The organism is Streptomyces sp. NPDC058457 (genome assembly GCF_042720695.1).
Lineage (GTDB): Bacteria > Actinomycetota > Actinomycetes > Streptomycetales > Streptomycetaceae > Streptomyces.
Window position 1 is genome coordinate 1 of the sequence record NZ_JBHXLU010000057.1, and the last position, 19,810, is coordinate 19,810.

A 19,810-nucleotide genomic window follows, 5' to 3' on the forward strand; every position below is an offset into this window, starting at 1 on the left:
GGTACGCCCGTGAGGTTCGCCCGCTGGTACACCGACTGGCTGCAGAAAGCCGAGCACACAGCCCTGTCAGCACCATAGGCCCGACGCCCTGTGCTGCTGAGCAACGTGGTTGGCCAAACGGGCCAAGTAGGGCGCTCAGTCACACGAACGGCCCGCGGGCACCTGGCCACTGGGTGCACCACTCGCCTCGTGGCCCCTGGTGCAGGCGCCAAAGCCAAGCTCACCTCAGCGGACCGGGTCCTGGTCACCGTGCTCCACCTGCGAAAACACGCGACCATGGACCTCCTGGGCCAGCTCTTCAACACCACCGCCATGACCATCAGCCGCGCAGTGAAAGACGTCCGCCCGCTCCTGGAAGCCCAGGGTGTTCATCTCCCCGCCTCAACAGCCCGTTTCCGCACACGGGGAGACGTCGCCAGGTTCCTCGACCCCGACAACACCAAGATCAAACCGACGGGTTGATTCCCGGCAAGCCCTAAGCAAGAGGCCGAAATTGGCCCGGCCGAAACCCATGCGCTTGAGGAAGTCATGTGTCCCTCGACCTGGCCAGAGCTGCAGGGCGTGGACAGACTGGCGGTGACCGCGTCCAGTGACAGGCTGGGGCGCAGGCTCGTAGCGCTCCGCCCCAGGCCCCTCCCCGCGGTGTGGGCTACGACGCTGAATCGAAGGTACTGACGTGGCCAACTGTGACGCTCAGAGTGGCCAACTGTCGCGCTCAGTCACAACCGCCCCCCTGAACGACGACCAGCGCGCCCGCCCCCACAAGGGCGAACGCGCTGGGCCGGTCGGTCCGGCAGCGCTCCGAAGGGGCGCGGGGCCGTATCCGATATGCGGCTACCGCCGCGTGGGCGCGACCAGCCACGACGGCGCCGCAGTCGCACGACGGCCTGTCGCGGCACTCACGGATGCCGCGGCCCTTCCAGCGGAGCGCCTAGTCGACGTCCACCGGACCGTCGTCCGACTTCCGTCCCTTGCTGGTGGGCAGCTGGAGCAGGCCGCCGCCCTCGCTCTCCCCGGAGCGGCGGCCGTCGGGGCGCTGCCCGTCGGAGTCCTGGCCGCCAAGGTTCTGGCGGACCGAGTCGAGGATCGTCAGGCCCTGGGACACCAGGCCGGCGGCGAGCTCGCCGAGGCCGTCCGCGCCGTTGAGGACGTTGACGTTGGCGCCCGCGAGACCGCCCGCGGCCTCCTTGACGATCTGCGGCAGCTGGTCGATCAGCATCCGGTCGAGCGCGACCCGGTCGTAGGACGCGGCCGCCTCCGCCTGGATCTTCATCCGCTCCGCCTCGGCGGCCGCGAGGATCCTGACCCGCTCGGCCTCGGCCTCGGCGGGCCGCACGATCTCGGCGACCAGCTGCTCCTGGCGCAGCTTGGCCTGGCGCTGGGCCAGCTCCGTCTGGGCGGCGAGCACCTCCTGCTGGGCGTGCGCCTGCGCCAGCGGTCCGGCCTGCGCGGCCTGCGCCTGGGCGCGGTCCACCTCGGCCGAGTACTCGGCCCTGACGATCGCGGTCTGCCGGGCGTACTCGGCCTGGTTGCGGGCCGCCACCTGCTCCGCCTCGACCGAGGCCTGGGTGGCCTGGGCCTGGGCGATCTGCGCCTGGCGCTGGATGGCCGCCTTGTGCGGGGCGGACATCGCGTCGATGTAGCCGGTGTCGCCGTCGTCGATGGACTGGATCTGCAGCGAGTCGACGATCAGCCCGATCTTCGCCATCTCCGTCTTCGAGGTGTCCAGCACCTCCGCGGCGAGCTTCTGCCGCTCGGTGACGATCTCCTCGACCGTCATCGAGCCGATGATGGCCCGCAGGTGACCGGCGAAGATCCGCCCGGTGAGCACCGACATCTGCTCCTGGTCGGAGAGGAAGCGCTGACCGGCGTTGATGATGCTCTCGTGGTCGTTGCCGACCTTGAAGGCGATGACCGCGCGGACGTGCAACGCGATGCCCTGCTTGGTCACGCAGGTCTCGGTGACCTCGGACTCACACATGGACAGGGTGAGGAACCGGACCTTCCGGAAGACCGGCAGCACGAACTTCCCGTGCCCCGTGACCACTCGGAACGGCGCGCCCCCCAGTCCCCGCCTGCCCCCCGAGATCAACATCGCCTCGTCGGGAGCGGGTACGCGGTATCCGAACATTCCTGTTTCTCCTCAGCTGGCCTCGGCACTGTCGCCGAGCGCGTCCAATGGATCCACCCACTCGATGACGCCGACCTCGCGGCATCCCCGTGATTCGATCACGAGCACCGTCGCGCCGACCGGCAGGGGCTCCTCCGACCAGGCGAGGAACGTCTCCGAGCCGCCTCTGACCCGCACCAGGACTTCGCCGGGGCCTGTGGCACCGCGGGTTCCGATGAGCACCTTCCCCGTGCAGCCGATCACGGCCTCGTCCTGCGGCATCACCGGCCGTCCTCCTCGTTCTGGCCCGATGATTCCGACGATAGACCCGTTCCGTGCGGGACCCAACGGTCAGGGGGGACCGTCCTGCGCCACCGGCTGTCCGCCCCGGCGGGACGGAGCAGGCGAAGCCGCTGTCCTGGCCGGTGGGATGCCGCGCGACATGAAGGACGATACGGTGTAAATGCTGTCAGGCCACGCACAGTTGCCCGCATGGTGGGCGGGATGGATCGCTCCTGTGGGGCGGCATGTGCGCGACGCGGCGGAGTCATCACGTCCGTCACGTCCGTCACGTCCCACCGGTCGCATCAACGGCATCCGAAGCAGGTTGAATGATGAACCGAACACGTCGTCTCGCAGCGTTCGCCCTCCTTGCCGCCCCCGCGCTCGCGGCGGGCCCCACGATGACCGCACACGCCGCTGCCGCCGCAGCTCCCGCTGGCACGCCGCACGCTCCGTCCCGCGCGGCGTGCCATGTCGAAACGGAGTCCGACGGCAGGTACCACCTCTGGGGTGTGGGGTTCCCCGGCGGTGCGAAGGTGACCTACTCCGGTTCCGCCTCGGGCACCGTCGCCACGGACCGGACGGGGCGGTTCGACATCGGCGGCCTCAGCGGAAGCAGGTTCGTCGTCAACACGGCCGACGGGAAGGCCACGGTCACCTGCACCATGGTCCGTCACTGAGCGCGCCGCGCGCCGGCGGGTGCGGCAGGTGCGGCGGGACCGCCGGCGGGGGCGTCCCGGAATCGGATCGGAAGCGGTTGGCGGGTACCGGCGGAAGCGTCCGGGGTGGTCTCGTGGACAGCGGTGGGGCCGGGCGAAGCGGCGCGAGGCGTGGCCGGCGGGACGATGCCGCCAAGGGGGAGTCTGGAGATGTGGAGCAGCCCGCCGGCCCGGGGGACACGCCCGGGCCTCCGCCCGGTCCCGCCTTCGCCGTCAGTCCGCCGCGCGCAGCCCGAGCACCAGGTCCTCGAACCGCTGCTCCACCGGGGCCAGGTCGGTCCGGGCCAGCTCCTGGGGCAGGATGACGATCCGGAGTTCGGGGGTCAGGGCCGGGTAGCGGCGGCAGGCGTCGATGAACGAGTCCACGATCAGCGCGGCCAGCTGTCCCCGGTCCAGGTCGGTGACACGGGCGAGGCCGGAGCCGATCAGCGGGACGGCGACCGGCTTGAACAGGCCGTGCACCGCCACCGAGGCCCACAGGTTCTCCAGACTCAGCCGCAGGTCGAGGTGGTTGGACCTGGCCACCAGATCGTTGCCGAGCCGCGAGTAGGCCGTGGCGAACACCCGGCGGCCCTCGACCGGCACCATCACGGTCGTGCCCACCGGGTAACGGACCCGTCGGCCCAGCGGCTTGGTCCGCACGGTCTCGGTGCCCGCCGCCTTCACCGAGCGCAGCCCCGCCCGCAGCCGGTCGTCCAGCAGACGCCGCCGCCCGGCGAACAGCCGGTCGACGAGCTGGCTCTGCAGGCTCTCCCGGCTGATCACCAGGTCTTCCGCGGTCTCCGTGTCGAAGGTGTCGGAGAACCCGATCACCAGGTTGCAGTCCATCTGGTCGAACAAGTCGCCGCGGACCAGCACCACATCCGCCCGCTGGCCGGGCAACGGCACCCGGTGCCGCAGCAGTTCGGCCCCGTGCCGGGCGCGCAGCTCGGCGCGCAGCGCGTCGAGGACACGCGCGGCCTCGGCGTCGTCGGGACGCTCGTGGGCGATCAGTTCGGCGACCGGCAGGGCGAGTTCGGGCCGTCCCAGGTCGGTCTGCACGCGGACCAGTTCGCGTCGGGCGGAGTCCTGAAGGGTGGTCAGGCGGCGTACGAAGGGCACCGCGAACCCCTCGCCGTTGACCTCGGCCAGCGGCCGGCCGTGCACCAGGGACAGCGCCTCGGCCAGCCGGTGCGCGGCGGTGGCCGGCGGTGCGAGCAGGGCGTCGCCGACGATCGCGGTGAACCGCGCGCTGTCCAGTTCCTCGGGCCGCAGCACCAGACGGTAGGCGGTCTCCGGGCCCTGCACGGTGACCTGCTGCTCGGTGCGCAGGACCTGCGTTCCCGCGCTGTCCTGGCCGGGGGCCAGCGCCCGCCGCAGCTCCAGGACCCGTTTCTGCACCTCGTTGCGGTTGCGCTGGTCCAGGTGGCGCGGCTCGTCCGCGAGTCCCCATACGTCGCGGCGCAGCTGCCGTACCGGCACCGCCTCGCCCTCGGCCGCCACCAGGCGGACCAGCAGCCGTACCGTCAGCGGGGTCAGCCGGACCGGAACCCCGTCGACCTCGAGCTGGACCGGGCCCAGGACCTTCACCCGGATACGCGCTCTTGCACCGGCCATCCGCGTCGCCCCCCGGCGGTTGTGCGTCACTCTGCGTCAGCCATAGTGACTGAAAGATTATCATGATGCCTTGGGGAATCAATGAGTTCGGGTGATTCCGGCGGGCTGGACCCGATGAGCCCGATACGGCCCCCGGACGCGATCCGGCCACGCCCCCCGCGCCGCCACCTCCACCCGCATCCGCGTCTGCGTCTGCGTCTGCCACGGGGCACGCGGCGGGCCCGGCAGGTCTTCGTACGCGACACGATGGTGGCGTTCGGCGGGTTGTCCGCCGTGTCCCAGGTCGTGGGCCCGTTCGTGCCGTACGGCGCCTCCGGCGCGGTCGTCGGGCTGTCGGTGGGGGCCTGCCTGGGCTGGGGGCTGCTGCGGTCCCGTCCGGCGGCCCGGGTACGGCAGGTCTTCCGGCGGCCCGACATGACGGTGGTCGTCGAGACGGGCGACGTGTTCGACCAGCCGGCCCATCTCGTCGTCGGGTTCTGCGACACCTTCGACACCCTGTCGGCCGGCGGCCGGGTCATCAACGGCGACAGCGTGCAGGCGCAGCTGCTGGACCGCCGCTACGGCGGCGACGCGGACCGCCTGGACGCGGAGTTGGGCGCGGCGCTCGCCTCCGCCCGGCCCGTCGCGCGGGAGGAGCGGGCGGACAAGCCGCTCGGCAAGCTCGACCGCTACCCGGTCGGCACGGTGGCGGTGCTGGGCGCCCGGCCCCGGCTGGTGTTCGGCGTGGCCTACAGCCGGATCGGCAACGACTACGTGGCCTCCTCCGGCGTGGAGGACCTGTGGCGGGGCCTGGGCGGACTGTGGGACGCGCTGCGCGCGCACGCCCAACTGGAGCGGGTGGCCATGCCGTTGGTCGGTTCCGGTCTTGCGCGGCTCGGCCACCTCGACCGGGACAGCCTGCTCCGGCTGATCCTGATGTCCTTCGTGGCCCGCTCCCGGGAGAGCGCGATCTGCCGCGAACTGCACCTGGTCGTACGGCCCGAGGAACTGGAGGGCATCGACATGCGCGAACTGGCCGCGTTCCTGGACGCTTTGGCGTCGGGCCCGGAGCGATAGCACACAGGCAGGGGGGCGGGCGGCCCGCGGCCCCCGCCCCCCTGCCTGTGCCGTCCGTCAGGCCAGCCGCCGGTAGGCCGCCAGATTCCTGAAGTACGAGGTGTCACGCCAGTCCGGCCGGGTGTCGTCGAGATCGCACTCGGCCCCCTTGAGCCGTTCGACGATCTTCGAGACGGCGGTCTCGGAGCCGTCGAACTGGATCACGTTGCGCCCCGCGAGGTCCGCGGCGGGCCGCACCTGGCCGACCTCCACGATGATCGTCCGCTCCGGGTAGGCCATCAGCGCCATGCCGAGTTCGATCAGCACGTTCTGGCGGGGCTGGCCGGTCAACTGGGTCTCGTAGGGGTGCTCCCGGTCGCCCAGCAGGTGCGGATGGAGCTTGGCGACGTCGTCCGGGGTGAGCAGCACCAGCGCCGCCTGCGCCTGCGACAGCGCCGTCTCGATGACCTCGCCGAGGAACGGCGCGGTCCCCCCGGTGCTCCGCACCAGCCGCTCCCACTCCAGCGGGCGCAGGTCGAGCCGGCGCAGCAGCCCGAACATCGCCGTGCGGACCTCCTCGTCGCGGCCGTGCACGACGAAGACGCTGCGGCTGCGGCCGTAGTCCGCGCGGGCCTGTGCCGCGCGGGCCGCCTCCTGCTCGGCCTCCTGTTCGGCGGACCGCCCGTCCGGCTGCGGGGTGTTGTGGACGTTGTACCCGAAGTCGCGCTGCTCGCCGCCGAAGAAGTTCTGGCTGTTGTCGCCGCCGGTGTTTCCCTGGCTCATGGTCACGTCCCCGCTTTTCCTGATGAACCGCCGCTTGACGGCTGGTAGTTGTAGCCGAAGTTGCTCTGCTCGCCGCCGAAGAAGTTCTGGCTGTTGTCGCCCAGCAGGATGTTGGTCTGCGCGCGGTTGTGCTCGGCGAGGTCCACGTCGTGCTCGTGGAGGAACGCACCGATGTTCTCGAGCAGTCGGCGCTCGACGATCTGCATGTACTTCACCGCGTCGGACTGCTGGAAGAAGTGGTGGTACGTCTCGCTGGTGGCCAGTTCCCGGACGCTCGCCAGCGCACCGCAGTTGCGCCAGCGGTTGACGTAACGGCCGATCCGGAACTCGCTGGTGTCCGTCGTCCGGTCCGAGAGCAGCAGCGCGACCGCGGCCCGCCTGGCCCTGCTGACCCGCCAGGGCCGCATCCACTGGGCCACCCACGTCGGCAGGAACCGCTCCGGGACCAGCAGCAGCGGCCACATCCACAGCGTCACCCACCAGCGCACCATGGCCGTGAACATGTCCCACGCCACCCGCACCGCCAGCCGCCCGTCCACGGCGGCGGGCAACTGGTCCGCGAGGTGGAAGTCCGCCACGAGCGGCCCGAGCACATAGGTGTAGAACTCGGTGTGCAGCGTGTCGCCCTTGATGTCGAACCCGACGAAGATCGAGGTCACCAGCTCCTCGTCCCACGACCCGACGCGCACGCACAGGTACTCGCGGGCCGCGTCGTAGTCCTCCCGCCAGTGGATGCCGGGCAGGTCGTCCGCGCCGGGCAGTTCGGACCAGCCGGCGCCGGTGGTGCGGTCGTTGGTGCGGATCGCGGTGGTGTAGCGGCGCTGCTCGACGGTCAGCCCCTCGATCCGCTCGTCGGGGCGGGGCTCGTCGCGCAGATCGGCCCGCAGCCGGGCGGCGACCTCGCTGGTGATCTCGTCCACGGTGAACGGGACGACCCGCCTGCGCTCGACGGTGTCGAGGTCGGGCGGGGTGCCGTCCGTGCTCTTGCGCGCCATGATCCGGGTCTTCGGGGCGCCGAGCAGCAACTGCGCGTTGGACCAGTCGCGCAGCGGCAGGCCCGCGCCGACGAAGGGCCGGTAGCCGCCGTAGAAGACCAGTCCGCTGCGGCCTGCCTGCTCGTGGTCGATCTTCCGGGCGAGTGCGTCGGTCAGCCTGGGGTGCGCCGGGCAGGCGCCGTCGAAGCCGCCGTCCGGGCCGCTCTCCCGCACCCGGGTCATCAGGACGTGCAGGGTGACGATCCGGCGCAGATAGGCCGCCGCCCACGGCACCCAGCACAGCAGGACGACGCCGAGGAACGCGTTGAGCACCCCGTTGCCCAGCAGCACCAGGATCAGGACGTCCACGCCGGCCGCGACCGCCCACTGGATGCGGCGCAGCCGGCGCGCGGCGAGGGCGTGGGCGAGGACCGACACGGCGTCGTAGCCGTAGGAGGGCGCGACGACCCGCCACCGCCTGCGGAGCAGTTCCCGGATGACGGCGCGCCGGTAGCCGGGATGGAGGTAGGCGCCGGCGGACAGCAGCCGGGTGGCTCTGGTGCGCGCGTACGCGCGGTGTTCCGGCGGCTCCTGCGGTGCCGGGCCGGGAGGACTGGGGTCGAGTACCTGTGTGGCCATGGTGGTTCAGCGCTCCGCTCGTGCGGACGCACCCCTGCGGGCACGCCCCGGTGGGTGTCAGCCGGTCTGGGTGGCCGTGCCGCTGGTGATCACGCCGTCCTGGACGGTGTAGGTGGCGTCGTACGAGTGCGTCGTGCCGTCCGTCTGCAGGGCCTCGATGGTCAGCCGCACCTTGGTGCCGGTCACGGAGACGATGGCGATGGTGTCCTGCTCGGTGGTGGAGTAACCCGAGACGAAGCTGTCGTAGCTGGAGTCGAGGTTCTTGCCGCCGAGGGCCCAGGCGGTCTGGTAGTCGCGGGCGGAGATCGCCGCGAAGTAGGCGGTGACGACACCACCCGGCCCGCTGCTCGCGCTCGCACTCGGGGTGTCGGCGGCGGTCTCCGACGGGTAGCCGAACCCGTCGGCCGTGGTCGTGGCCGTCTCGGGGGTGCCGTAGACGTCCGTCGGTGTACTGGTGTCGCCGTACGGCCATGCGGACGCCGTGGTCGGATCCGCGTAGGTCGGCTGGCCGCCGGTGCCGCCGCCGTCCGACCCCGAGGTGCCCGAGCCGTACAGGCCGGAGCCGGAACCGGACGACCCGAACGCGTCGGACGACCCGGACGATCCGGAGCCGCCGGCCAGGCCGCCGATCAGGGCCAGGAGCAGGACGAGCAGCAGGGGCGTGGCGATGACCACCAGCCCCCAGGTGCGGGCGGGGCCGCCCGGCGGTATCAGCCCCGGGGCGCGGTAGGAGGGCGGCGCACGGTGGGTGGACGGCGGGTCGGGACGCTCGGCGGGCGGCGTCAGCCCTGGGTCGGTCATGGGTTCTCCAGCGGTCACGGCAGTGCACCGCGCTCCGCTCCGGCCGGCCCGGCGGCAGGCCCGTACGGTGCCGGACCTGTCCTGGGCCGACGGTGAACAGCGGGGCACGACAAGGCGGTTGACGCCTCCGATGCGACCAGCGCCACCGCTTCCGTGGCCAGAACCGAGCTGCTTCCGAACCGCTTCCGGCCCGCTGTGAACCCCTTCGGGCCGCCCGCCCCGCCGCCCACGCCCCAGACATGAATCAACTCCCCGCCCGCCGCCACGCCATCACCGGATCCGGCCATCGCCTCCCGGCGGCGCCATCCGCCTGCATCCGGGTACCGGTGCTCACCGGCCCGTTCCTCGACCGTGCGCCGGAGAACCCCGCCGCCGGTCGATAACGCCGCCGGTCGATAACCCTGGCGTTCTATAACTCCGTTGCCGGAGCAGGGGAGTTGATGTCTAGTGACCTCGCACATCAGCATCTGGAGAGGAGAAGAGAGTGATCGGACTCAGACGTCTGCTGGCGTCGATGACCGCCGCCGGGGTCGCGTGCCTGCTGGGTGCGGCTCCCGGGGTCGCGGCGCCCGCAAGGGCAGAGCACCACGCGACGGCCCCGGGCACCGCGTCGGCGATGGGCGTTTCGGCACTGTCGTTCAGCGCCAAGTCGGTCGATGCCACCTCGGGGTCGGCCACCATCGAACTCGACTGGACGATGACCTCGTCCAACCCGAGCGCCTCCGGCTTCGGGGGCGACATCCACCTGCGCCGGATGAATCCGAAGACCGGCGCCTACATCGGCACCGAACTCGCCGTCGACTACGACTCCCAGGGTTCGCCGTCCGGCGGCGTCACCGTCGGCTCCGGAGCCACGCCCGCCTCGGCCACGTACACATGGACCGTCGCCGTCCCGCAGTACGGCGCCACGAAGAAGACGACCTGGGCGGTCTCGGAGATCCGGGGTGCCGACGGCGCCGGGGACTCGATCGACTGGACCGCGCCCGAACTGTCCGCGTTCCCACGCACCTTCACCGCCACGACCACGGCGGACCAGGGCTCCCCGAGCCTCGATCAGATCGCTCTGGCGCAAGGTGCGCAGGCCACCGTCTACGAAGCCCCCGGCCAAGGCGCCGCGCTGCGGTACCAGCTGGACAGCCAGGAGACCAAGTCCGGTGTGTACGGCGGAACGGTCGTGGCCACCGGTCCGGACGGCCGTACCGCCCGTGGATCGTTCGCCATCGGCTGGGACTGGAGCGAGGGCTACCAGGGCTGCGGCTACATCGACTGGATGCAACGGCAGGTGCTCGACTGCGCCGTGACCGTGTCGCTGCCGGCCGGCCTGCCCGAGGGCGACTGGAAGGTCACCGAGGTGGACCTGACCAGCAACGCCGGAGTCACCCATGCCTACACCGGGCTGTCCGAGGCCGCGGTGCACGTGACCTCCGACAGCGTGCTGTCGGCGACCGGCTTCGCGTTCACGCCGAGCCAGATCGACAGCTGGCACTCGCCCGTCCCGACCGCACAGCTCTCGCTGCGGCCGTCCGGCGCCGTGGGCGGGGTCAGCTCCGTTCAGCTGACGAGCTGGGGGAACAACGCCAACGAGTGCACCCAGCTGTCCACCACCCCGACCGTGCAGGACGACGGCACGATCACCGTGCCGGTGCGCGGGCTGCCGCGCACGTTCAGCTGTCAGCTCACCGGTGTGATCATCACCGACGGTCACGGCGACCAGGCCGTCTACGGTTCGTCGCTGGGCGCCCCTGACATCGATGCCACGCTCACCAACATCCCCGACACCGTGTTGCCCACGGTGGACACGGTCACGGTCACCCCGGACACGATCGCGGCCGGGGACACCCAGACATGGATCAAGCTGACGATCGACGTGTCCGCCTCCACCGCCGGGGTGAACGGCCTCGACCTGTACCTGGTGGACGCCTCCGGGCACGCCGCCTCGATCCAGTCCGGTGGCGTGCCCACCACCTTCTCGGGCCCGATCGACGAGTACTTCACGCTGCCGCAGGGCACCGCACCCGGCCAGTACGCCATCGGTTTCCGGCTCCAGGACCAGGCCTACAAGACCGTGAGCTACGGCCTGCCCGGCAGCGGCAGCCAGCCGACGCCCGGCGGACCGGTCACCCTTACGGTCACCTGAGCCGGAGGCGTGCAGGAGCCGAGGCGGCGTACGCACGTCGAATGAGGCCCGCACCCGACTGAGGCCCGGCTCGGGAGAAAACTCCTCCCGAGCCGGGCCCTCCCGTCCTCATGTGGGCTGAACCCGCGCTGCGGGACGCCGAAGCGGGCGACAGCGGTGATCGCGGCCCGGGCGGGGAGCGGCTCGGCGACAGGATCGCAGCTGAGCCCGAGGGCGACGACAGTCACCTTGCCTACACGACCGACACCGTGACGAGCCTCTTCGTGGTCGTCATCGAGGCCGACATCTACGACGCGGCGCGCGGCTTCAACGAGGTGCAGTCGGCCACGAGAGGGCTCCGATCGCCGGTTGTAACGCATGCCGGCGAGTCGGCCGGGCCCCATGGATCGGCTGCTCAGGCAGAGGCGCCCCGGTCGTGCGTGGCCGCCCCGAGTCCTCCCACCCGTGCACGCCTGGCGGTTTTGCCACGATTGGGTGAATCCCTCCGGTTGGCGGCAACCGCACGCCATCTCCACATGTCACACATATCGCTTCCGGCAGGAGACACCTCAGGGGGACTCATGAGCAACCATCAGCCGCACCAGTCCGGACGGGCCGGCCCGCAGCAGCCCTACGGCCAGGCCTCTTACGGCCAACAGCCTTACGGGCAGCCGCCGTTCCAGCCGCAGCCGCCGAAAAAGGGACCCGGTGCAGGGAAGGTCGTCGGCCTCGGCTGTCTCGGCCTCGTCGGCGTGGCCGTCGTCCTCGGCATCGCCGCCGCGTCCGTCGGCGGCAGCGGTTCGAACGACTCCAGCAGCAGCACCTCGAAGTCCACGTCCACCACCACGACCGGCAACAAGGCGGCCGCCGGCGCCAAGGACGACAGCGAGAAGGCCGGCGACAAGAAGGCCGGCGCCCCGAAGACCGTCGTCTTCAAAGTCTGGGGGACCGCCCCGACCGAAGCGCTCGGCAGCCTCGACATCAACTACGGCTCCGACAGCGACACCCGCAAGGGCGCGTTCAAGGACGGCAGGTTCGAGGCCACCCTGCCCCTCGAGAAGGGGGCGATGTACTACACGCTCAACGCCCAGCTGCAGGGTTCGGGGGACATCAACTGCAGCGTGACCGTGGACGGGCAAACGAAGTCCGGGCACGCGTCGGGCGGCTACAACATCTGCGACGCCCAGCTCAGCAGCGACCTCACCGGCGGCTGGCAGTAGGAGCGGCCCCGGATCCCCGGCCGCCCACCCTCCAACCGACCAACTGCCCCTGGGGGAACCATGACCGACGCCGGCCCACCGCCGATGCCGTCGTACAGCCCGACACCACCGGTGACGAAGTCCCGCATCAACCTGATCGTCGCGGCTTCAGCAGCCGCCGTCATCGCGGCGGTCGTCGGTACCGGAATCGTCGTCGTCCACTCCGGTCACGACAGCAAGCCGGCCGCGGCCGCCAGGCCGACGGGCCGACGGGCGGCGCCACGGAGACACCGACCCCCACACCGTCGTACGAGATCACTTACGAGATCCACGGGGACGAGTCCGGCCCGGTCATCGAGACAGCCGAGCTGTCGGACCAGACGAGCCTGAACTACACGCCGTCCACGATCAGCACCGCTTCGGCGGGCACGAATGTGTCCCTCGATGGCGGACGGGACGGGACGGGACGGGAGCACCCTACGCACGGCACAACTCCACCGGCGCTCGCCGACGGCGCCCTCACCCTCTCGGAGCCTGGGGATGTGGCACCGTAGCGGCACCGCTGGCACTGCTGGCGCACGTTCGGCGCGGCCGTGATCACGGCGAAGGGCCAGTTCGAGGCGCGCTCCAGATTTTTCGGAGTTCGGCGGTCTGCGGGTGTCGAGAACGTGCCATCGGTTCCGTCCCAGGGGCATCAGCGGCCACCACCGGCCGTACGAGGAAGAAGGAGAAACCGGCATGGCGATTCAGCGGATGGACAACGTCGGCATCGTCGTCGAGGACATGGATGCCGCCATCGCGTTCTTCGTGGAACTCGGTATGGAGCTGGAGGGCAGGGCGGAGGTCGAGGGCCTCGTCGCCGACCAGTGCACCGGACTCGACGGCGTCCGCTGTGACATCGCGATGGTCCGGACCCCGGACGGTCACGGCCGGCTCGAACTGGCGAAGTACCGCAGCCCCGCGGTGATCAGCGCCGGGCCGCGCAACCGGCCGCACAACATTCTGGGCACGCACCGCGTCATGTTCGCCGTCGACGACATCGAGGACACCGTTGCCCGCCTGCGCCCGCACGGCGCCGAACTCGTCGGCGAGATCGCCCGGTTCGAGGACAGCTACCTGCTCTGCTACCTCCGCGGCCCGGAGGGCATCATCGTCGGACTGGCCGAGCAACTGCACTGAGAGCCACCTGCAGGTGCGGCAGCCATCGAGCCCGGCATCCGGGCCTCCCTCCACAGCCGACCGGCGGACGCTCCCTACGCCGATCACCGTGGGGTCGTGGCGCGACGGCCCGGGCGACGCCCGGCCAGGGCTGGGGATGTGCACCAACGTGACCTTTGGACCCACGTCCGCTTCGTCCGGAACCACCCGGCGCAAGGTCCGCCGAGGGGCAATCCGAATGGGCTCCTCGGACGTATTGGAAATAGGGCGCATCCAGGGAGTACGCACCTGGCCGGCTGGTTCCCGTACATCGGGATCTCGGATGCGGGGCGTGCTCCGCGGCTGCGGCCACCCTTCTCGTGCCGCCGAGAGCCGCGCGAGACGACGGAAGGAAGGGGGCGTATCCATCATGCGAGCACAACGGGCGAGGCGTTTCGTCGCGGCGTCCGCTGCCGGCATTCTGCTGGCCGGCGGCGCAGCGATCGGCGCAGCCGGCACGGCCGCAGCAGCCCCTGCCGTGCACACCCAGGTGCCTGCCAACTGGTGCTTCGGCCACGACGATTGGCGCTGCTTCGACCACGGCGGGTTCCGCTTCGATCACGGCGGGTTCCGCTTCGACCACGGCGGGTTCCGCTTCGATCACCCCGGGTTCTGCTTCAACCACTCGGGATCCTGCTTCAACCACCGATTCGACAACGGAAGCTTCGTGATCATCCTGGTCCGGTAGTCGTCACCGCAGGCACGCGAGGGCGCGCCCGTGACGGGCGCGCCCCGAGCCGCTCCGCACCCTCCTCGCAGCGGCAGGAGTCGCGCCCCGCGTCGTGCGGGAGGTCCTCGGGCACTCCCAGGTCGGCATCACCATGGACGCGTACACGCACGTCGTGCAGGAAACCCGGGGCGAGGCCGTGAGCCACCTCTGGGCGCTCCCTTGACCTGCGGAAACGTCGGCTGTGTGGTGCCGGGCCCGGGAAACCACCGCTCCGTGGTTCTCACGTGTCCGCAGGGTTTCCCGTCCCCGAGTGTGCCGAATGCGTTCCGTGCGGTGGGGTGACCGACGAGACGTCGACGGCTGAGCGTTCACCGATGCTGGTGGACAGTCCGCTCACGCATGGCGCACGCTCGCCTGTCTCCCCGGGCCGCCGGGCGTCTTCGTCGGCGTCGTTCAACGCCCCCCGCGACGCCGTCGCACGGCGGAGTCGGTGCCGCCGCCCAACTGGTCCGCCAGACAGGCGAGGTAGAGCGCCATGGTGGTCCGGTGTTCGCGCAGCGGGCGGCCGGTGATCTGCTCGATCTTGTTCATCCGGTAGACGACGGTGTTGCGGTGGACGTGCAGGGCCTCGGAGGCCCTGACGAGGTTGAACCCGCTCTCGCACCAGGCGGTGATCGTGTCGCGGAGCGCCGGCCAGTCCGGCTGGGTGCGCAGGTCCCCGGTGGTGAGGTCGACCAGCCGGTTGCGGGCGGACTGACCCACCGCGGTCAGCACCTGGTGGACCCGCAGATCGGTGATGAGGTGGACGGCGGAGCCACCGGCCACGCGGCTACCGAGGCGAAGCGCCTCGCACGCGTCCTGGTAGGAGTCGTGCAGTCCGCCGACGGAGGTGGCCGGCTCGCCGATGCCCGCACGGGCGGCCAGCCCCTCCCGGGCGGCGATGACGTCGGTGATGCGGCGGCAGTCGGCGGCCAGGGACTCCGTGGAGCCTGCGGCCGGCAGCCGGTGCAGGACGCCGATCCAGCCGGGGGCCGTGGCGGCGATGATGTCCTGGGGGTCGGCGAAGACCTCGCCGACGGTGCGGAGCAGCTCGGAACGGACCAGTGCCAGGGTGGGGGCCCCTTGGCGGTGCGCGGCCGCGGCCGGCACGGTCACCTCGAACGCCACCGCGACCCGCCGCAGCCGCAGGTCGAAGCCGAGTTCGGCGGCCCGGAAGACGAGGAAGTCGCCCTCGACGACCTCGGGATCGTAGGCGGCGATGTCGGCCAGCAGCTTCTCGCCCGCGCGCTCGGCCAGCAGCCGGGAGCGCAGCATCACGGACTCCCGCAGCAGGATCTCCGTCTGCCGCTTCACCAGCAGCCCGAAACGCCGGACCTGGGTCGGCGTCCCGGTGATCCCGACCGTCCCCACCGCCTGCCCGCCCGCGATCAGCGGCAGGGTCATGCCGGGGCGTACGCCGCGCAGCTGCTGAGCCTGGGACGCGTTGTGCGTGGCGGCCTCCTGGGTGCGGACGACCTGCACGGACGCCTCGTGGAAGGTGCCGACACGGCTGCTGTCGCCGCTGCCGATGACCATGCCCTCCGCATCGGTGATCAGCACGTTGAAGCCGATGACGGCGGAGGTGTCCCCGGCGATCTCCTGCGCGAGCGACGGGCTCAGCACGGGCGTTCCTCCCGTCGCGGGGCGGCCCTGGCTTGGACGCACCGTACAGGGAAGGGGACGATTCCAGCCACAACTGTGTACGAAGTGACCGGTGACGTACGACGGGCCGCTCCTTAGCGTATGGCCCCAATCACATCCCCGCCGGGGGCACAGCGCGGTGAACGGCGGGCTCCCTCAGCCGGAACGGAAGGCTCATGCCGATGATCCGTGTGCGCTCCATCGCCGCCTCTTTGTCAACATTCCTCCTGCTTTCCTCCGTCGCCGCCTGCGGCTCGGGCGGTGACGACGCCCCGAAGAACGTCTCCGCGAAGACCGCCGCGCTGGGCACCCTCACGCCCGGCGTCATCAAGGTCGCCGTCGAACCGTACGCGCCGTACACCACCGTCCAGGGCGGCAAGATCGTCGGCCTGGACGGCGACATCCTCGCCTACGCGGCCAAGAAGCTCGGCCTGGAGATCAAACCGCAGGTGACGGACTTCGCCGGCATGCTCGCCGGGGTCCAGTCCCGCCGGGTGGACATCACCATCGGCGGGGTCGCCTGGTCCGCCGACCGGCAGAAGCAGGGCCTCTTCACCGACCCGCCCTACTACTCGCCCCCGGCGATGGCCGTCCGCGACGGCAAGACCTACAAGACGGTCGGCGACCTGGAGAACCTGAACCTCGGCACGGTCGAGGGCTACGTCTGGGTCAAGTCGATCCAGGCCGTACCCGGCGCCAAGCTGCACGCCTACCCGGACGCCAACGGTGTCTTCGACGACCTCGGCGCGGGCCGCATCGACGTCGGCTTCCTCGACCCGCTGCTCATCATCGCGGCCCAGAAACAGCGCCCGGACCTCAAGATCAGCACCGAGTACCTGACCCCGCCCACCGCCGCGCAGGTCAAGGCGAAGCCCGCCTATTCCTACTTCCAGCCGTACCAGACCGGCTTCTACCTCCCGAAGCAGGAGTCGAAGCTGGAAAAGGCGATCTCCGCGCAGATCGACGCCATGTACAAGAACGGCGAGCTGGCGAAGCTCATCAAGAAGTACGGCGGCGATCCCGAGCAGTTCCTCAAGCCCTCGGCCGACATGGCAGCCGCGCGCCGGGGCGTCGACCGGCCCGCGGACTGGACCCCGCCGACCGTCGGCGCCATCGGCTCCGTCGGCCAGTGAGGGGATGACATGTCCGGTTTCTTCCAAGTCCCCTGGTCCGACTACCGCCCCGACCTGACCGCCGCACTCGGCCGCACCCTGTCCTACACCGTGGTCAGCTTCGCCGGCGCGGTGCTCCTCGGCCTGGCGGTGGCGCTGCTCCGGCTGAGCAGGGTGTGGCCCGCCCGGGCCCTCGCCGCCGTCTACACCGAGGTGTTCAAGAACATCCCCCTCCTGGCCATCATCTTCCTCGCCTACTTCGGCCTCGCCTCGGCCGGAATCCGGCTGGACGTGTTCACCGCCGGATGCCTGAGCCTCATCGTCTTCTACGCCGCCTACCTCTCCGAGATCTTCCGCTCCGCGATCAGCGGGGTGCACGCCGGACAGACGGAGGCGGGCGAGGCGCTGGGCCTGGGCCGGGCGGGCATCTTCGGCCACGTCGTCCTGCCACAGGCCGTCCGGTCGGCCCTGGCCGGCACCAACACCATGCTCGTCGACCTGCTGAAGTCCACCTCGCTGCTCGTCACCATCTCGGCCGCCGAGCTGATGTCGGAGGGGCGGCTCATCACCTCGGCCACCTTCCGGGCACTGGAGGTCTACCTGGTCATCTCCGCCGTCTACTTCGTCCTGTGCTACCCCCTCTCCCAGCTGCTCCTGCTGCTGGAACGGAAGGTACGGGCCGGCGTCCCCCTGTCCCCGTGGCGACGGCGCCGGATACGCGCCGCCCGCGCCCTGCTCGCCGCCGAACTCACCGCCGACCTCGGCGCGGCAACGGCAACCGACCGGAAGGAGGCGGCCGTATGACCGAGCCCGTCACCACCGCGCACACCTCTGTGCCGCCGACCCCCGCTGAGGCGGTCGTACGCATACGAGGGCTCCGCAAGGCCTTCGACGGCCGTACGGTCCTCGACGACGTGAACCTGGAGGTCGACCGGGGCAGCATCGTGAGCGTCATCGGACAGAGCGGCGGCGGGAAGACGACGCTGATGCGGTGCGTCAACCTGCTGGAATCCCCTGACGCGGGCACGGTCGAAGTGGCCGGCGAAGTGGTGCACCAGGACGGCCGGAAGGTCTGCCGGGACCTGCCCCGGCTGCGCCGCACGGTCGGCATGGTCTTCCAGCGGTTCAACCTCTTCCCGCACCTCACCGCCGTGGAGAACGTCGTACTGGCCCAGCGCACGGCCGGTGTCCCCGAGGAGGAGGCGCTGGAGCGAGCCGTCACGCTGCTGCGCCGGGTCGGCGTGGCCCACCGCGCCCTCGCCCAGCCCGAGACGCTCTCCGGCGGAGAACAGCAGCGCGTCGCCATCGCACGGGCCCTCGCCCTCAGACCCGAGGTACTGCTCTTCGACGAGCCCACGTCCTCCCTCGACCCGGAGGCCACCCGAGAGGTGCTGAGCGTGATGCGTGAACTGGCCGCGGACGGCATGACGATGCTGCTGGTCACCCATGAACTCCCCTTCGCCCGCGAGGTGTCCGACCACGTCGTCTTCGTCGACCGGGGCCGGATCGTGGAGGAGGGCAGGCCGCAGGACGTCCTGGAGAACCCCGCCCAGCCCCGGACCCGGGAGTTCCTCGCCTCGTACGGATCCGCGTCATGACCACCACGCCCGGCCTCGGCGGAGACGGCCCCGTGGTGGTGGTCGGGGGCGGCGTGGTGGGCCTCTGCACCGCCTACTACCTGGCCGAAGCCGGCGTCCCCGTGGAGATCGTCGAGCGGCGCGGCCTGGCCTCGGGCGCCTCCCGTGGCAACGCGGGCTGGATCTGCCTCAGCCACTCCACCCCCGTCCCGGCCCCCGGCGTCCTGCGCTACGCCCTGCGCTCACTGGGCCGCCCGGACTCGCCCCTCTACCTGCGTCCGCTGCCCGACCCGGCGTTCGCACGGTGGCTGTGGCGGTTCTGGCGCAGCAGCACACCGTCCGCCTTCCAGCGCGGCTATGCGGCGATCGCCGAACTGAACCGCGACACCTTCGGCCTCTTCGACGGCCTGCGTGCGGCCGGGGTCGACACCACCCTGACCCGCCCCGGCATGGTGCACGCCTTCCTCTCCCCGGCCGAGGCCCGCCACCACCTCGCCGTCCAGCGGGAGATGGCCCACGACCGCTATCCGCTCCCCGACGACGTCGTCACCGGTTCCGCGGCGCGACTGCTGGACGAGGCGCTGTCGGACGGGGTGCGCGCGGCGTACCTCGTCGAGGGGGAGGGCGTGGTCGACCCGGAGGCGTTCGCCCGTGCGCTCGGCGAGACGCTCGCCGCATCAGGGGTGAAGATCCACGAGAACATGGAGGCAACCGGCTTCCGCACCTCCTCGGACCGGGTCACCGCGCTGCGCACCACCCAGGGCGAGATTCCCTGCGCGGCCGTCGTCATCGCGGCCGGCACCCGCTCCTCGACCCTGCTGGGCCGCCTCGGACATCCGCTGCCCCTTCAGTCGGGCAAGGGCTACAGCTTCTCGGTCGACCTGGACCCGGCACCCCGGCACACGCTGTACTTCGGCGAGCGCCGCGCCGTCGCCTCACCGATCGGCACCACCACGCGCATCGGCGGCACGATGGAGCTGAGCGGCAACAACAACCGCCTCGACTGGCGCCGCGTCGTCGCCGTCGCCCTCGCCAGCCGGCACTACCTGGGCCGCTGGTTCGACGACCCGGACGACCTGGTCGGCCTGATCCGCGACCCCTGGGTCGGCGGCCGGCCCTTCCTCCCCGACGGCCTCCCCGTCATCGACCGCGTCCCGGGCCGGGCCAACGCCTACGCGGCCACCGGCCACGGCATGCTCGGCGTCACCCTGGGTCCGGTCACCGGCCACGAGCTCACCCGGTACGTCCTCACAGGCCGACGCCCTGAGGCTCTGACCCCCTTCCGTTTCGACCGGCTCCGCCGCTGAACTCGGCGTTCCG

At 71.2% G+C, this 19,810-nt stretch carries 19 protein-coding genes; 12 read left to right on the forward strand and 7 right to left on the reverse strand.

Features of this window, described 5'->3' with window-relative positions:
- Positions 1 to 276: 276 nt before the first annotated feature.
- Positions 277 to 462 (forward strand): hypothetical protein, encoded by a 186-nt coding sequence (locus ACFWPS_RS34455; RefSeq protein WP_383712646.1) that lies wholly within the window; start codon positions 277 to 279, stop codon positions 460 to 462.
- A gap of 469 nt (positions 463 to 931) precedes the next feature.
- Here ACFWPS_RS34455 and ACFWPS_RS34460 read toward each other — a convergent pair whose 3' ends face one another.
- Both ACFWPS_RS34460 and ACFWPS_RS34465 read right to left on the reverse strand, forming a co-directional pair.
- Positions 932 to 2,131 (reverse strand): SPFH domain-containing protein, encoded by a 1,200-nt coding sequence (locus ACFWPS_RS34460; RefSeq protein ID WP_383712462.1) that lies wholly within the window; start codon positions 2,129 to 2,131, stop codon positions 932 to 934.
- Between the two features lie 12 nt (positions 2,132 to 2,143).
- Positions 2,144 to 2,392, reverse strand: coding sequence for a hypothetical protein (locus tag ACFWPS_RS34465; RefSeq protein WP_383712465.1), 249 nt, complete (start codon positions 2,390 to 2,392; stop codon positions 2,144 to 2,146).
- A gap of 332 nt (positions 2,393 to 2,724) precedes the next feature.
- Here ACFWPS_RS34465 and ACFWPS_RS34470 point away from each other — a divergent pair, with 332 nt between their 5' ends.
- The gene (locus tag ACFWPS_RS34470) at positions 2,725 to 3,072 is read left to right on the forward strand and encodes a hypothetical protein (protein ID WP_383712468.1); all 348 of its coding nucleotides are present in this window, start codon (positions 2,725 to 2,727) and stop codon (positions 3,070 to 3,072) included.
- Positions 3,073 to 3,324: 252 nt separating this feature from the next.
- Here ACFWPS_RS34470 and ACFWPS_RS34475 read toward each other — a convergent pair whose 3' ends face one another.
- Complete coding sequence (locus ACFWPS_RS34475) at positions 3,325 to 4,707, reverse strand: macro domain-containing protein (RefSeq protein ID WP_383712471.1); 1,383 nt, start codon at positions 4,705 to 4,707, stop codon at positions 3,325 to 3,327.
- Positions 4,708 to 4,788: 81 nt separating this feature from the next.
- Here ACFWPS_RS34475 and ACFWPS_RS34480 point away from each other — a divergent pair, with 81 nt between their 5' ends.
- Complete coding sequence (locus ACFWPS_RS34480) at positions 4,789 to 5,763, forward strand: macro domain-containing protein (RefSeq protein ID WP_383712474.1); 975 nt, start codon at positions 4,789 to 4,791, stop codon at positions 5,761 to 5,763.
- 57 nt (positions 5,764 to 5,820) lie between these two features.
- Here ACFWPS_RS34480 and ACFWPS_RS34485 read toward each other — a convergent pair whose 3' ends face one another.
- From ACFWPS_RS34485 to ACFWPS_RS34495, 3 genes are read right to left on the reverse strand one after another with little or no spacing between them, the layout of a single operon-like run.
- Positions 5,821 to 6,525, reverse strand: a complete 705-nt coding sequence (locus ACFWPS_RS34485; protein WP_383712477.1) for a TIR domain-containing protein — start codon at positions 6,523 to 6,525, stop codon at positions 5,821 to 5,823.
- Positions 6,526 to 6,527: 2 nt separating this feature from the next.
- Positions 6,528 to 8,138 (reverse strand): hypothetical protein, encoded by a 1,611-nt coding sequence (locus ACFWPS_RS34490; RefSeq protein WP_383712480.1) that lies wholly within the window; start codon positions 8,136 to 8,138, stop codon positions 6,528 to 6,530.
- A 57-nt stretch (positions 8,139 to 8,195) separates the two neighbouring features.
- Positions 8,196 to 8,939 (reverse strand): hypothetical protein, encoded by a 744-nt coding sequence (locus tag ACFWPS_RS34495; protein ID WP_383712483.1) that lies wholly within the window; start codon positions 8,937 to 8,939, stop codon positions 8,196 to 8,198.
- Positions 8,940 to 9,423: 484 nt separating this feature from the next.
- Between ACFWPS_RS34495 and ACFWPS_RS34500 the strand changes: the two genes are divergently transcribed.
- The 5 genes from ACFWPS_RS34500 to ACFWPS_RS34520 all read left to right on the forward strand — a co-directional run bounded on the left by ACFWPS_RS34500 (position 9,424) and on the right by ACFWPS_RS34520 (position 14,344).
- Positions 9,424 to 11,076, forward strand: coding sequence for a hypothetical protein (locus ACFWPS_RS34500; protein WP_383712486.1), 1,653 nt, complete (start codon positions 9,424 to 9,426; stop codon positions 11,074 to 11,076).
- A 560-nt stretch (positions 11,077 to 11,636) separates the two neighbouring features.
- Positions 11,637 to 12,275 carry a hypothetical protein gene (locus tag ACFWPS_RS34505; protein WP_383712489.1) on the forward strand — a complete coding sequence of 213 codons (639 nt, stop codon included), beginning with the start codon at positions 11,637 to 11,639 and terminating at the stop codon, positions 12,273 to 12,275.
- A gap of 717 nt (positions 12,276 to 12,992) precedes the next feature.
- Positions 12,993 to 13,433, forward strand: coding sequence for a VOC family protein (locus ACFWPS_RS34510; RefSeq protein WP_383712491.1), 441 nt, complete (start codon positions 12,993 to 12,995; stop codon positions 13,431 to 13,433).
- A gap of 301 nt (positions 13,434 to 13,734) precedes the next feature.
- Entirely contained in the window at positions 13,735 to 14,139 is a 405-nt protein-coding gene (locus tag ACFWPS_RS34515; RefSeq protein ID WP_383712494.1) for a hypothetical protein, read from the forward strand.
- Between the two features lie 94 nt (positions 14,140 to 14,233).
- Positions 14,234 to 14,344: an integrase gene (locus tag ACFWPS_RS34520; protein ID WP_383712497.1), complete on the forward strand. Its 111-nt coding sequence runs from the start codon at positions 14,234 to 14,236 to the stop codon at positions 14,342 to 14,344.
- A 230-nt stretch (positions 14,345 to 14,574) separates the two neighbouring features.
- Here ACFWPS_RS34520 and ACFWPS_RS34525 read toward each other — a convergent pair whose 3' ends face one another.
- Entirely contained in the window at positions 14,575 to 15,783 is a 1,209-nt protein-coding gene (locus ACFWPS_RS34525; RefSeq protein ID WP_383712500.1) for a CdaR family transcriptional regulator, read from the reverse strand.
- 194 nt (positions 15,784 to 15,977) lie between these two features.
- Between ACFWPS_RS34525 and ACFWPS_RS34530 the strand changes: the two genes are divergently transcribed.
- The 4 genes from ACFWPS_RS34530 to ACFWPS_RS34545 are packed head-to-tail and all read left to right on the forward strand — an operon-like array spanning position 15,978 to position 19,797.
- A complete protein-coding gene (locus tag ACFWPS_RS34530) occupies positions 15,978 to 16,934 on the forward strand; it encodes a substrate-binding periplasmic protein (protein ID WP_383712502.1) in 957 nt (318 codons plus the stop codon).
- 9 nt (positions 16,935 to 16,943) lie between these two features.
- Positions 16,944 to 17,717 (forward strand): amino acid ABC transporter permease, encoded by a 774-nt coding sequence (locus ACFWPS_RS34535; RefSeq protein WP_383712504.1) that lies wholly within the window; start codon positions 16,944 to 16,946, stop codon positions 17,715 to 17,717.
- Positions 17,714 to 18,511, forward strand: coding sequence for an amino acid ABC transporter ATP-binding protein (locus ACFWPS_RS34540; protein WP_383712507.1), 798 nt, complete (start codon positions 17,714 to 17,716; stop codon positions 18,509 to 18,511). Before ACFWPS_RS34535 ends, ACFWPS_RS34540 begins: the two co-directional genes overlap by 4 nt.
- Positions 18,508 to 19,797 (forward strand): NAD(P)/FAD-dependent oxidoreductase, encoded by a 1,290-nt coding sequence (locus ACFWPS_RS34545; protein WP_383712509.1) that lies wholly within the window; start codon positions 18,508 to 18,510, stop codon positions 19,795 to 19,797. Before ACFWPS_RS34540 ends, ACFWPS_RS34545 begins: the two co-directional genes overlap by 4 nt.
- The last annotated feature ends 13 nt before the right edge of the window (positions 19,798 to 19,810 follow it).